This window comes from Streptomyces sp. KLMMK (assembly GCF_036961605.1).
GTDB classification, from domain to species: Bacteria; Actinomycetota; Actinomycetes; order Streptomycetales; family Streptomycetaceae; genus Streptomyces; species Streptomyces telluris.
In genome coordinates this window covers 1-12,113 of sequence record NZ_JBAMDC010000203.1, presented here as the reverse complement: position 1 = coordinate 12,113, position 12,113 = coordinate 1, and the positions used below count along the sequence as shown (strand labels likewise).

Sequence of the window (12,113 nt, the reverse complement as noted above, 5' to 3'; positions counted from 1 at the left end):
CGCTGACCTCCGGCCAGAGCGAGGCCCTCGCGGCGCTTCCCCGCGACGGCAGGCCGCACGACGTCGTCCTGCCCGGGCGCGGACAGTACCGCGCCCGGTCCGTCACCGCCCCCGACCGCACGACGTACCTGGTCGGCATCCCCGCCGCCGCCGTTCAGGAGACCCTCGACACCCTTGTCGTGGTGGAGGTGTGCGTGACCGCGGCCGGGCTCGTCGCCGCCGGGATCGCCGCAGCCGCCACCGTACGGATCGCGCTGGGGCCGCTGCGACGGGTCGCCGCGACGGCCACGCGCGTCTCCGAACTCCCCCTGCACCGGGGCGAAGTGGCCCTGCACGAGCGCGTGCCCGAAGCGGAGGCCGACCCGCGGACCGAGGTCGGACAGGTCGGCGCGGCGCTCAACCGTATGCTGGGCCACGTGGGTTCGGCGCTGACGGCGCGCCAGGAGAGCGAGACCAGGGTCCGGCAGTTCGTCGCCGACGCGAGTCACGAGCTGCGGACGCCGCTCGCCTCCATCCGCGGCTACGCCGAACTCACCCGCCGGGCCGCGCCCGGCGGGGGCGCCGGGGAAGGCCGCGAAGAGATCGGACCGGTCACCCGGCACGCGCTCGGCCGCATCGAGTCCGAGGCCCACCGGATGACTGGGCTCGTCGAGGACCTGCTGCTCCTCGCCCGTCTGGACGCCGGCCGCCCGCAGGCGCTCGCGGACCTCGACCTCTCTCCGCTCGTGGTCGACGCCGTGAGCGACGCGCGGGCGGCCGGGCCGGGCCACGCCTGGCGCCTCGACCTGCCGGCCGGGCCGGTGGCGGTACGGGGCGACGCGGCCCGTCTGCACCAGGTCCTCGTCAATCTGCTGGCCAACGCCCGTACGCACACGCCGGCGGGGACGACCGTGACCGCTCGCGTACGGGTCGCCTCCGGCGGTTCGCCGCGCGGCTCCTCCGGCGGCGGGCTCGTGGAGGTCGAGGTGGAGGACGACGGGCCGGGCATCCCGGCGGCCCGGCGGGGCCGGTGAGGCCGGTGAGGCCGGTGAGGCCGAGGGTGACGATCGGCCCGGCGGCGGAGCCATGGGCGGTCTGCTCGGCGGGCAGCGCGTGGGGGCCGCCGCGGCCGCCGCGGTGAAGAAGGACGCGGCGTCGTACACCTGGGCGGCCGCCGCCGTCGGCTCGCAGAACGCGGCCGCCTACCAGCTCGCCACGCAGGTACCGGTGATGGCCGTCGGCGGTTTCAACGGGAGCGATCCGTCGCCGACGCTGCGGCAGTTCCAGGCGTACGCGGCGGCCGGGAAGGTGCACTACTTCATCGCCTCCGGCGGCGCGGAGCGGCGGGGCGGGCCCGGCGGCGGAGCGCGGGGGAGCTCCGTCTCCGCGGAGATCGCGGCCTGGGTGGAGGGTCGTTTCACCAAGGTCACGGTGGGCGGGGCGACGCTCTACGACCTGACGAGGCCGGTGCGGAAATAAAGCCTTGTACGGCGTAGAAGACGTCTTGTACGGTGTACGACGCACGCCAGTCATACGCTGTACAGGGGGGATCGCGCATGTCAGCGCCGACCACGGAATCACCGGGCTCCACCGCCGCGCCGCGGCCGGAGCGCAACCCCACCCGGTGGGTGGTGCTCGCCGTGATCTGCCTCGCGCAGCTCACGGTCCTGCTCGACAACACCGTCCTCACGGTCGCCATCCCCTCCCTCACGGAGGAGATGGGCGCCGCGACGTCCGACATCCAGTGGATGATCAACGCCTATTCGCTGGTCCAGGCCGGACTGCTGCTCACCGCGGGCAGCGCCGCCGACCGCTACGGACGCAAGAAGCTGCTCGCCGCCGGGCTCGCCCTCTTCGGCATCGGCTCGCTCGCGGCGGGCCTGTCGGAGACCACCGGGCAGCTGATCGCCGCCCGCGCCGGCATGGGCATCGGCGGCGCGCTGCTGATGACCACCACGCTCGCCGTGATCGTCCAGGTCTTCGACGACGAGGAGCGCACCAAGGCGATCGGGCTGTGGGGCGCGGTCAGTTCGCTCGGCTTCGCCGCCGGGCCGCTGATCGGCGGGGCGCTCCTCAACCACTTCTGGTGGGGCTCGATCTTCCTGATCAACCTGCCGGTGGCGGTGCTCGGCCTGCTGGCCGTCCTCAAGTGGGTGCCGGAGTCCAAGAACCCGGCCGGTGAGCGGCCCGACGTACTCGGTGCGCTGCTGTCCACGGTCGGCATGACCGGCGTGACCTTCGCGATCATCTCCGGGCCCGGGCACGGGTGGACGTCCGCGCGGGTGCTCATCCCGGGCGCCGTGGGCGTGGTGGTGCTGGCGGGGTTCGCCCTGTGGGAGCGGCGGGCTCCGTACCCGATGCTCGACATGCAGTTCTTCCGCAACCGGCGGTTCGTGGGCGCGGTCTCCGGCTCCATCCTCGTCGCCTTCGGCATGGGCGGGTCCTTCTTCCTGCTCACGCAGCACCTGCAGCTCGTGCTCGGCTACGACCCGCTGCAGACCGGTCTGCGGATGTCGCCGCTGGCGCTGGTCATCATCGTCCTCAACCTGACGGGCGTCGGGGCGCGCCTCCTGCCGAAGGTCGGCACGCCGGTCTCGATCGCGGGCGGCATGGGGCTGCTGGCGGCGGGGCTCGCGGCGATCGCGGTCCTCGGTGCGCACGGGTACGGCGGGATGTTCCTCGGGCTCGTGCTGATGGGCACCGGCATCGCGCTGGCCATGCCGGCCATGGCCACGGCGATCATGTCCGCGATCCCGCCGGAGAAGGCGGGCGTCGGCGCCGGCCTCAACGGCACGCTGCAGGAGTGCGGCAACGGGCTCGGCGTGGCCGTGCTCGGCGCCGTGCTGAACTCGCGCTTCGCGGCGCTGGTCCCTGCGGTGGCCGCGGGGGCGGGGTCCCTTCCGGCCGCGCTGGCCGACGCCCGCACGGACGGGGACCGCGCGGCGATCGCCGACGCGTTCGCCACGGGCGTGCACACCAGCCAGCTGGTCGGTGCGGCGGCGGTCCTGGCGGGCGGCCTGATCGCAGCGCTCCTGCTGCGCAGGGCGGAGCGGTCGGAGTCACCGCAGTAACGGTTCCCCTCGCGGGGGCGGACCTAGGGAACGTGGGTTCGTTCGCCCCTGCCCTGTATTCCGCCGCGGCGGGTTTCGGCGGTGCCGTCCGGGCGTGAGGTGGGTCCGGCGCCGCCGGGCAGGTGGTGTGGGGTTGCTCGCCGTTGCGGCGGGGGTGGTGGGCCGGGCCCATCAAGCCTCGGGGCCCCTCGGACGGGCCGGGGCGCGGTTTCCGAGGCCCCCGGTGGGGGTGGGGCAGGGCCTAGCATTTGTTGCGGATGGGAATTGAGAGGGAGGCGCAGGATGGCGGGCGGCGGTAAGGGCGCGGCGAGCGGGCCGCGGGCCAGTGTGTGGCTGGCCGGGAAGCCCGATCCCGCCCCGCGGCGCGGGGACGACCAGGGCGCGGGCCTCGACCGGCGGCGCATCGTCGCCACCACGATCCGCCTGCTCGACGCCGAGGGCCTGGAGAAGTTCTCCATGCGGCGCCTCGCCGCCGAGCTGGGCGTGACCGCGATGTCGGTCTACTGGTACGTCGACAACAAGGACGACCTCCTCGAGTACGCCCTCGACGAGATCTGGGCCGAGGTGCCGCTCCCGGACCCGTCCGACGAGGGCGCCGACTGGCGCGACCAGCTCCGCAGCATGGCCGAGGCCTACCGCAAGTGCCTCGCCGACCACCCGTGGGTCTCCCACCTGGTGGGCCGGTACCTCAACCTCGGCCCCCACTCCATGGCGTTCTCGAACTCCACCCTCGCCGTGATGGGCCGCTGCGGCATCCCCCAGGAGCGCATCACCGGCGCGCTCGCCGCCCTCTTCCAGTTCGTCTACGGCTTCTGCACGGTCGAGGGCCTGTACAAGGAGCGCTGCCGGGCGGCCGGCGTCACCGAGGACGAGTACTTCCGGGACGTCATGAACGTGGTCACCGCGAAACCCGAGTGGGCGGAGACCTACCAGGAGGCCGCCGAGGTCACCGAGACCTGGGAGAAGGCGGGGAGCGTCGCGGAGATGCGGCAGCGCGACTTCGCGTACGCCCTCGACACGGTGATCGCCGGCATCGAGGTCATGCGGGACCGCGGCTCCGACGACTGACCCGGCTCCGACGGCTGACCGCGGCTCCGACGACCGACCGGTTCCCACGGCTGAACGGCTCCCACGACTGAAGGCCCCGGCCGGTGGCGCGCAGGCCGTCCCCTGCCTGTGCGCGCGCCACCACCCGGGGCCCGTCTCCGGGACCCTCATGCCGTTCCGGTCCCGGTTTCCGTCCGCCGGGGGCGCGTCTCCGCTCGATTCCGCGCCCCGGCCGACGGGGTCTGTCAGCCGCCCTGCCGGGCGGGTTCCGCCTCCTGTCCCGCGGCGGGGGCGGCGCCGGCCGCCGGTGCCCCGGGCCGTCCCTGCAGGGCGACCTCCTTGATGAACAGGGTCAGGACGAAGGCCAGCAGCGCGCACGGCGCGGCGTAGAGGAACACGTCGCCCACCCCGTGCCCGTAGGCGCTCTCGACGACCGTCCGCAGCGGCGCGGGCATCGCGTCCAGCTTGGGGATGCCGCCGCCGGAGCCGCCGCTCTTGGCCGCGGCGGCCGCGGCCTGCGGGCCGAGCGCGGCGATGCCGTCCTTGACGTAGTCCGTCACCCGGTTGCCGAGCACCGCGCCGAGCGCGGAGACGCCCACCGCGCCGCCGAGGGAGCGGAAGAAGGTGACGACGGAACTGGCGGCGCCGAGGTCCTTGGGGGCGACCTGGTTCTGCGTGCAGAGCACCAGGTTCTGCATCATCATGCCCATGCCGAGGCCGACGAGGGCCATGTAGACGGCCAGGTGCCAGTACGGCGTGTCGTAGCGCATGGTGCCGAGCAGCCCCAGGCCCGCGGTGAGCAGCACGCCACCGCTGACCAGCCAGGCCTTCCAGCGGCCGGTCTTGGTGATGATCTGCCCGGAGATCGTCGACGACAGGAACAGGCCGGCGATCATCGGGATCGTCATCACGCCGGACATCGTCGGCGACTTGCCGCGCGCCAGCTGGAAGTACTGCGAGAAGAAGACCGTGCCGCTGAACATCGCGACACCGACGAAGAGGCTCGCCGCCGACGAGAGGGTGATCGTCTTGTTGCGGAACAGCCGCAGCGGGATGATCGGTTCGGACGCCTTGGACTCGACGTAGACGAAGACCGCACCGAGCACGACCGAGCCGCCGACCATGGCGTACGTCTGCCACGAGATCCAGTCGTAGTTCTTGCCCGCCAGGGTCACCCACACCAGCAGCAGCGTCACCGAGGCGCTGATGAAGAACGCGCCGAGCCAGTCGACCTTCACGTCCCGCTTCACCACGGGCAGCTTCAGCGTCTTCTGCAGCACGATCAGCGCGATCACGGCGAAGGGCACGCCGACGTAGAAGCACCAGCGCCAGCCGAGCCAGTCGGTGTCGGTGATGACGCCGCCGAGCAGTGGGCCGCCGACCGTCGCGACGGCGAAGGTCGCACCGAGGTAGCCGCTGTAACGGCCGCGCTCGCGCGGGGAGATCATCGCCGCCATGATGATCTGCGCCAGGGCGGACAGGCCGCCGACGCCGATGCCCTGCACGGCCCGGCAGGCGATGAGCGTGCCGGTGTTCTGCGAGAGGCCGGCCACGACCGAGCCCGCGACGTAGACGATCAGGGCTATCTGGACCAGCAGCTTCTTGCTGAACAGGTCGGAGAGCTTGCCCCACAGCGGGGTGGACGCGGTCATCGCCAGGAGCGAGGCCGTGACGACCCAGGTGTAGGAGGACTGGCTGCCGTGCAGATCGGAGATGATCTCGGGCAGTGCGTTGGAGACGATCGTCGAGGACAGGATGGCGACGAACATGCCGAGCAGCAGCCCGGACAGCGCCTCCATGATCTGCCGGTGAGTCATGGGGGCGTCGGCGTCCTGGCCGCCGTGCTTGGCGTGGCCGCCCCCCACACCGGCCGGTGTGGTCGAAGCCATGAAGTTCCTTTGCGGTGCGAGTGTGGCTTGAGATGTGTGTGTACGTCTGCGGGGTCTTGCGGGACTTGCAGGTCTTGCGGGTCCTACGGGCCTTGCGGGTTCTGCGGGTCTTGCAGGTCCTACGGGTCGTGCGGGTCGTGCGGGTCTCCGTGGTGCCGGTCTACGCAGTGCGCGGGGTCCGGCAGCCGTCGAAGCTCTCGCGGAAGCGTCCGAGCAGCTCGATGAGCCGGCCGACGTCCTCCGACGACCAGTCCTGCAGGCAGGTCGCGAGCGCCTGGGTGTAGCGCCCGGAGACCTGCCGGAGCAGGGCCTCGCCGCCGGGGCTGATGCGCAGCAGCCGGGACCGCCGGTCCGCGGGGTCCGGGTGCCGTTCGAGCCAGCCCCGGGCCTCCGCGTAGGCGACGTGCCGGCTGGTCACCGACATGTCGATCAGCAGCAGTTCGGCCAGCTTGCCCATGCGCATCTCGCCGTACTGCCGCAGCATCGTGAGCACGACGGCCGCGGCCGGCGAGCAGTCCGCCGGGAGTGCGCGGGCGAGGTCGCGCCGGACGGCGGCGACGGCGCTGAGCTGCCGGGCGAGCTCTTCGTACTGCTCCTGCTCGGCCACGCGCCGCCCTCCCCACTTACAGTTGCTTAGGGCAACGATGTAACCAGGAGTTGGTTGCTACAGGCAAGTGAAATGGGGTTTCCATGGGTAAAGGTAGGGCCAAGGATTTCTAGAGGGGTGTAAAGCCGCAGGTCGGAGCGGAAACGGACGGAGCGCCTCAGTGGAGCGGGGCGCTGCGCGCCATCCGCCCCTCCTTCGCTAGGGTCCTGGCCTATGGCCAACCCCCATCAGCAGAACCCCGAGGGCTACGACCCCGCGGGCAGCACCCAGATGTTCCGCGCTTTCGTCGACGAGGGCCAGGGCGGCCCCTCGGGCAGGCGTGCGGCGGCACCCGCCCCCGCCCGGTCGTCCGGCCCCCGCGTCGGCCTGATCGCCGGCGTGATCGCGGGCATCGCGGTCGTCGCGGCCGTGGTGTGGCTCGCGTTCGGCTGAGCCCCGGCCCGAACGCCCCCCCCGGCTCAGCCCCACTCCACCTTCACGTCGCGCGTCTCGACGTGCATGCCCCACGGCACACGCCAGGCGTCGACGCACACCGTCCACGTCCCCTCGGCCGTCGCGCCCGCCTCGATCGGCACCGGGAGCGGCTGCGCCGAGGTGATCGTGGACCAGTCCAGACCGAGCAGGTCGATCACGTGGCTGCCGAAGGTGACGGTGCCCGTGGTGACGGGGCTGCCGCCGGAGTTGGCGAGCGGCACGGTGACCTTCTCGCACCAGCGCCGCCCCTCGTCGTCCGCGGAACGGCGCGGCTCGCCGGTCACCAGCCGGGCGGCCTCGGGAGTGTGCGACGGCTGCCCGGGGCGTGAGGACGGAGAAGGGGGCGACGGCGGCGACGGTTTCGCCGGTGGTGCGGGGCTCCAGGTGCGCGAACGACCTCCGGCGTCCGTACGGGGATCCGCGCCGTGGCCGGCGCCCTGCGGGCTGCTGCTCCTGCCGGACGGCGGCAGCGGCGATTGTGCTGATGGCGGCGACTGGGGGGACGAAGGGGCCGGCGACCCGGAAGAGCCCGGAACCGGAGGGCCCGGTGAGCGGCCCGGCGAGCGGCCGGAAGGCGGCGCTGCGGGCAGGGAGTGGAACTCGACGCCCTCGTCGGGCGGAACGGCGCCGCCCACCGGGTGGGAGGACGAGCCGGGGCCTGCCGCCTCGGAGGCGACGTAGGCGTCGCGGTCGGTGCCGCCGCAACCTGCGAGAACGGCTCCCAGGGTGAGTGCGGCCGCCGCGGCTGAGGCGGATGCGGAGACGATCGTCTTCCGACGCATCGGCCCAGTGTGGCTGACGGTCAGTCAGGAGTACAGAGGTGGGTGGCGCAGAGGCGGGTGGTGCAGGCCGGCGATCCCCCGTGCGACTCGCCGTATGGTGGATGTTCCCCCGTGAGATCCCCCGTGGTGGCGCGTCTAGTCCGCGATGAGACCCTCGCGGAGCTGTGAAAGCGTCCTGGTCAGGAGGCGGGAGACGTGCATCTGCGAGATGCCGACCTCTTCGCCGATCTGCGACTGCGTCATATTGGCGAAGAAGCGCAGCATGATGATCTGCCGTTCCCTGGGGGGCAGTTTGGCCAGGAGGGGTTTGAGGGACTCGCGGTACTCGACTCCCTCCAGTGCGCTGTCCTCATAGCCGAGCCGGTCCGCGAGGGAGCCCTCGCCGCCGTCGTCCTCCGGGGAGGGGGAGTCGAGGGAGCTCGCGGTGTAGGCATTGCCGACGGCCAGGCCGTCTACGACGTCATCCTCGGAGACGCCCAGGCACAGGGCCAGTTCGGGCACCGTCGGCGAGCGGTCGAGCTTCTGTGCGAGCTCGTCGCTGGCCTTGGTGAGGGCGAGGCGCAGTTCCTGCAGCCGGCGCGGCACGCGCACCGACCAACTCGTGTCCCGGAAGAACCGCTTGATCTCGCCCACGACCGTCGGCATCGCGAAGGTGGGGAACTCCACGCCCCGTTCGCAGTCGAACCGGTCGATCGCCTTGATCAGGCCGATCGTGCCGACCTGGACGATGTCCTCCATGGGCTCGTTGCGGCTGCGGAAGCGGGCGGCCGCGTAGCGCACGAGGGGGAGGTTGAGCTCGATCAGGGTGTCGCGGACGTAGGCGCGCTCCGCGCTGTCCCGGTCGAGGGCGGCCAGGCGCAGGAAGAGGGAACGGGAGAGGGTGCGGGTGTCGATGGATTCGCAGTCGTCGAGCACGGCGTGCGGTGCGTCGGTGGCGAGCACCTTCGCGCTGCCCAGGTCTACGGACATGCCACCCCCTTGAGGTCGCGGACGGGTCACAGCGGTGCCCCTCGCACGAGGGGTTCGGCCCCCACCTGAATACCGGAGGCCGCGCTGTGGCAAACGCAGTTCCTGCAGAATGTCACATGTCGGCAACACGCTGTAGCGTCAAGTCGACATATCTGCTGCCTCGTATGAGGAGGGGGTCACTCGTGAGGGTTAGGCTTCGATTCGATTTGCGGAACGCAGCCGCGCGAAGCTCCGCGAGAGCAGCCGGGATACGTGCATCTGGGAGACGCCCAGCTCCGCACTGATCTGGGACTGCGTCAGATTGCTGTAATAGCGCAGCAGCAGAATGCGCTGCTCGCGCTCCGGCAGCTGCACGAGCAGGTGGCGCACGAGGTCACGGTGTTCGACCCCGGCGAGTGCCGGGTCCTCGTAGCCCAGCCGGTCCAGCAGCCCGGGCAGCCCGTCGCCCTCCTGCGCGGCCTCCAGCGAGGTGGCGTGGTACGAGCGACCGGCCTCGATGCAGGCCAGCACCTCGTCCTCGGGGATGCGCAGCCGCTCGGCGATCTCGGCGGTGGTGGGCGTGCGGCCGTGCAGCACGGTGAGGTCCTCGCTGGCGCCGTTGACCTGCACCCACAGCTCGTGCAGCCGGCGCGGGACGTGCACGGTGCGCACGTTGTCGCGGAAGTAGCGCTTGATCTCGCCGACCACGGTGGGCATCGCGAAGGTCGGGAACTGCACGCCACGGTCCGGGTCGAACCGGTCGATGGCGTTGATCAGGCCGATCGTGCCGACCTGGATCACGTCCTCCATGGGCTCGTTGCGGCTGCGGAAGCGGGCGGCGGCGTAGCGGACGAGGGGGAGGTTCGCCTCGATGAGTGCGGCACGCACGCGTGCGTGTTCGGGCGTGCCGGTCTCCAGGGTGACGAATTCCTTGAAGAGCACCTGCGTGAGGGCCCTGGCGTCGGCGCCGCGGCTCCTCGGGTGATCGGTGCCGGCGTCGTCGGGGTCGGCGTCGGGGTCGGTGTCGGTTCCGCTGCCGGTTCCGGTGTCCCCCGTGGTGTTCGCTGCGGGGGCGGCAGCAGTCTTCGCGGCGGTCCTGGCGGGGCCGGCCGGGCCGGTGCCCCGGCCGGGGGGCTCGAGGAGCTCGGGCCCGCCGGGGTCGGCGTCGGGTCCGAGGGGGCGCGCGGTGGCGCCCGAGGGCGGCTGGTCGCGCTGGGGAGGGGCTTCCTGGAGGGGGGCTTCGGGGACGGTTCGGGCCGACACGGTTCTGCCACCCTTCATGGTCAACTCATCCGGCAAAAGCGGTCATAGCATCACAAGACATGTGCACTGTGTGCAAGAACCCCATAACATCGTGTTGACCATAAAAACGGCCCCTCGCCCAGGTGGCGAGGGGCCGTGCGCAGCGGGCGCTCAGAAGGGGTAGTCGGCGATCACCCAAGTGGCGAATTCACGCCACTGCGCGACACCCGCCTGATGCGCGGGGTGGTCCAGGTAGCGCTGCAGCGCCTCGACGTCGTCGACGGCCGAGTTGATGGCGAAGTCGTAGGCGATCGGCCGGTCCGAGATGTTCCAGGCGCACTCCCAGAAGCGCACCTCCGGGACGGCGTCGCCGAGCGCCTCGAACGCCTGTACCCCGGCGACGACGCGCGGGTCGTCGCGCCGGACGCCCTCGTTGAGCTTGAACAGGACGAGGTGACGAATCACGGCACTGCCTCCACGCCGGGCGGACCGCTCCGGCTCGGCGGCGCGGCCCGTCAGCTGATCAGTTGGGTCATAAACTCGCCGACGCTCTTGGCGGCGTCCGAGATGCCCTCGAACCCTATCTGGACGAGCTCCGCCGACCGCTTGGGGGAGTGGATGATCGTGTACGACACGAAAATGACGGCAGCCCAGAGCGCGATCTTCTTCGCTTGCGCCACGAGGCACTCCTCCCCCGGTGATCCCTGCGACCGCGTCCCCCGTGATCGCCTCCTACGGTGGCGGAGTCTATCCGCACATGTGACCGAACCCGCGGTTTCCCCTTCCGCGCGCCGCGTTCACACCGCCTTCCTCACACCACCTTTAAGGACCAAAGACCTGCCAAGCCGGGTCCTTCGCCGGAAGGTGGCCCGTGCGCCGGGGCGGAGGATAGGGGGAGCCCGTACCGGATCTGGCAGGAATCCGGAGGGCCAGGGACATGGCCTCACTGCGGGGTCAGGGCCGCGAGCTTCCCCCCCCGACCGCGGCCCGGACTTGGAGGCCGTGACCCCGACGGGGGAAGCGGCTGTCCCCCCGATGCCGCTTCCCCCGACCTGCTTTTCCGGAGCCCCGGCCCCGGACCCGTATCGCGCCCGGGTCCGGAGCCGGGGCCTCGTGCGTTCCGCGCCCGCGCGCGCTCCGGCGCGGGCCGATCCGGAGGCGCGATCACAGCTTTGCGACATAGGTGAGATTCACGTACTGCGGGGGCACCAGAAAGGTATCCGGCAGCCGGCGGATCGCCGCCGGTGCCGGAGGTGAGGGGCCGAGGGAGGTCGGTGAGGGGCGACATGGGCGCGGACGAGCCCGCCTTCGCCATGCGGGAGCGCGTGGCGTGCGGCGCGATCATCATTGAACTGCACGGTGAGATGGACATCTTGGCGGAACAGGAGCTCGGGCCGCGCATGGACGCGCTGACCGAACGGGGCCGCGCCGACATCGTGATCGACCTCCGCCGGGTGACTTTCCTGGACGCGAGCGGACTCCGGCTGCTGCTCAGAGCCCGGCACCGGATGCTCTGCCGCGGTGGGCGGCTACGGGTGGTGCGGGGTGTGGCGCGCGTGTCGCGGGTGATGCGCGTGGCCGGAGTGGAGAGCGCTTTCACCATCGTGGACGCGTTTCCCTCCGTACGGACGGAGGAGGCGGGTCCGCAGGACGGCAGCGTCGCCTGAGCGCCGGCCCGGCCGCCGGCCCCGTCAGGCCGTGGCCCCCGCCGCCTCCACCAGGGCGCGGGCCGTGATCCGGCCGCCCTCCAGGGCGTGTTCGGCTGTGCTCGGGCGGAGGCGGCCCAGCGCCGGGTCGAACTCGCTTCCGAGCACCCCGGCGTGGTCCGTCCGCGGCTCATCGAGCCGCACCGGCCACCCGTGCCCCTGGAGGGCGGCGGCGAACTCCCACGAGGAGCGGATGTCCACCTGGTCGTCGACCGTGCCGTGCACGAGCCGCACCGGCACCGGCGCGGGCGCGGTCCCGGCCGCGAGGCCGGCGAGGCCTGTGAGGCCCGTGAAGTCCGCGAGGTCCTTCAGGGGGACCGAGCCGGTGGTGCGGGCGGGCACGTCGTAGCGGCCGGCCAGGCCCACGA

At 72.0% G+C, this 12,113-nt stretch carries 13 protein-coding genes and 1 pseudogene; 6 read left to right on the top strand and 8 right to left on the bottom strand.

What is annotated here, in order from left to right; genetic code table 11:
* From V7793_RS24310 to V7793_RS24295, 4 genes are all read left to right on the top strand, one after another.
* Positions 1-1,013 (top strand): sensor histidine kinase (locus tag V7793_RS24310; protein WP_336009918.1); only part of this gene is annotated, 1,013 nt, incomplete at its 5' end.
* Between the two features lie 52 nt (positions 1,014-1,065).
* A complete protein-coding gene (locus V7793_RS24305; RefSeq protein ID WP_336009916.1) occupies positions 1,066-1,458 on the top strand; it encodes a hypothetical protein in 393 nt (130 codons plus the stop codon).
* A 77-nt stretch (positions 1,459-1,535) separates the two neighbouring features.
* The gene (locus V7793_RS24300) at positions 1,536-3,050 is read left to right on the top strand and encodes an MFS transporter (RefSeq protein WP_336009914.1); all 1,515 of its coding nucleotides are present in this window, start codon (positions 1,536-1,538) and stop codon (positions 3,048-3,050) included.
* A 282-nt stretch (positions 3,051-3,332) separates the two neighbouring features.
* Positions 3,333-4,118, top strand: coding sequence for a TetR/AcrR family transcriptional regulator (locus V7793_RS24295; RefSeq protein WP_336009912.1), 786 nt, complete (start codon positions 3,333-3,335; stop codon positions 4,116-4,118).
* Positions 4,119-4,342: 224 nt separating this feature from the next.
* Here V7793_RS24295 and V7793_RS24290 read toward each other — a convergent pair whose 3' ends face one another.
* Both V7793_RS24290 and V7793_RS24285 read right to left on the bottom strand, forming a co-directional pair.
* On the bottom strand, positions 4,343-5,986 hold the full coding sequence (locus tag V7793_RS24290; protein ID WP_336009910.1) for an MDR family MFS transporter: 1,644 nt from the start codon (positions 5,984-5,986) through the stop codon (positions 4,343-4,345).
* Between the two features lie 160 nt (positions 5,987-6,146).
* Positions 6,147-6,593 carry a MarR family winged helix-turn-helix transcriptional regulator gene (locus V7793_RS24285; protein WP_336009908.1) on the bottom strand — a complete coding sequence of 149 codons (447 nt, stop codon included), beginning with the start codon at positions 6,591-6,593 and terminating at the stop codon, positions 6,147-6,149.
* Positions 6,594-6,806: 213 nt separating this feature from the next.
* Between V7793_RS24285 and V7793_RS24280 the strand changes: the two genes are divergently transcribed.
* Positions 6,807-7,025 (top strand): hypothetical protein, encoded by a 219-nt coding sequence (locus V7793_RS24280; RefSeq protein ID WP_336009906.1) that lies wholly within the window; start codon positions 6,807-6,809, stop codon positions 7,023-7,025.
* 26 nt (positions 7,026-7,051) lie between these two features.
* On the opposite strand, the gene V7793_RS24275 is transcribed toward V7793_RS24280, so the two are convergent.
* The 5 genes from V7793_RS24275 to V7793_RS24255 form a co-directional block, all read right to left on the bottom strand.
* Positions 7,052-7,849, bottom strand: a complete 798-nt coding sequence (locus V7793_RS24275; protein ID WP_336009903.1) for a hypothetical protein — start codon at positions 7,847-7,849, stop codon at positions 7,052-7,054.
* A 135-nt stretch (positions 7,850-7,984) separates the two neighbouring features.
* Positions 7,985-8,818 carry an RNA polymerase sigma factor SigF gene (locus V7793_RS24270; protein ID WP_058045431.1) on the bottom strand — a complete coding sequence of 278 codons (834 nt, stop codon included), beginning with the start codon at positions 8,816-8,818 and terminating at the stop codon, positions 7,985-7,987.
* A 189-nt stretch (positions 8,819-9,007) separates the two neighbouring features.
* Complete coding sequence (locus V7793_RS24265; protein ID WP_443057988.1) at positions 9,008-10,078, bottom strand: RNA polymerase sigma factor SigF; 1,071 nt, start codon at positions 10,076-10,078, stop codon at positions 9,008-9,010.
* A gap of 132 nt (positions 10,079-10,210) precedes the next feature.
* On the bottom strand, positions 10,211-10,504 hold the full coding sequence (locus tag V7793_RS24260) for a Dabb family protein (protein WP_336009896.1): 294 nt from the start codon (positions 10,502-10,504) through the stop codon (positions 10,211-10,213).
* A 50-nt stretch (positions 10,505-10,554) separates the two neighbouring features.
* Entirely contained in the window at positions 10,555-10,719 is a 165-nt protein-coding gene (locus V7793_RS24255; RefSeq protein WP_168092965.1) for a hypothetical protein, read from the bottom strand.
* A gap of 594 nt (positions 10,720-11,313) precedes the next feature.
* Between V7793_RS24255 and V7793_RS24250 the strand changes: the two genes are divergently transcribed.
* Entirely contained in the window at positions 11,314-11,706 is a 393-nt protein-coding gene (locus V7793_RS24250) for an STAS domain-containing protein (RefSeq protein WP_245700453.1), read from the top strand.
* A gap of 24 nt (positions 11,707-11,730) precedes the next feature.
* Here the strand turns inward: V7793_RS24250 and V7793_RS24245 are convergent.
* Positions 11,731-12,113, bottom strand: a pseudogene (locus V7793_RS24245) (hypothetical protein); the annotation flags it as partial.

Bases quoted from the DNA above. Each gene is read 5' to 3' on its own strand.
- V7793_RS24295 (WP_336009912.1), top strand. From the start codon at position 3,333: ATGGCGGGCGGCGGTAAGGGCGCGGCGAGCGGGCCGCGGGCCAGTGTG.
- V7793_RS24280 (WP_336009906.1), top strand. From the start codon at position 6,807: ATGGCCAACCCCCATCAGCAGAACCCCGAGGGCTACGACCCCGCGGGC.
- V7793_RS24265 (WP_443057988.1), bottom strand. From the start codon at position 10,078: ATGAAGGGTGGCAGAACCGTGTCGGCCCGAACCGTCCCCGAAGCCCCC.
- V7793_RS24275 (WP_336009903.1), bottom strand. From the start codon at position 7,849: ATGCGTCGGAAGACGATCGTCTCCGCATCCGCCTCAGCCGCGGCGGCC.
- V7793_RS24305 (WP_336009916.1), top strand. From the start codon at position 1,066: ATGGGCGGTCTGCTCGGCGGGCAGCGCGTGGGGGCCGCCGCGGCCGCC.
- V7793_RS24300 (WP_336009914.1), top strand. From the start codon at position 1,536: ATGTCAGCGCCGACCACGGAATCACCGGGCTCCACCGCCGCGCCGCGG.
- V7793_RS24290 (WP_336009910.1), bottom strand. From the start codon at position 5,986: ATGGCTTCGACCACACCGGCCGGTGTGGGGGGCGGCCACGCCAAGCAC.
- V7793_RS24270 (WP_058045431.1), bottom strand. From the start codon at position 8,818: ATGTCCGTAGACCTGGGCAGCGCGAAGGTGCTCGCCACCGACGCACCG.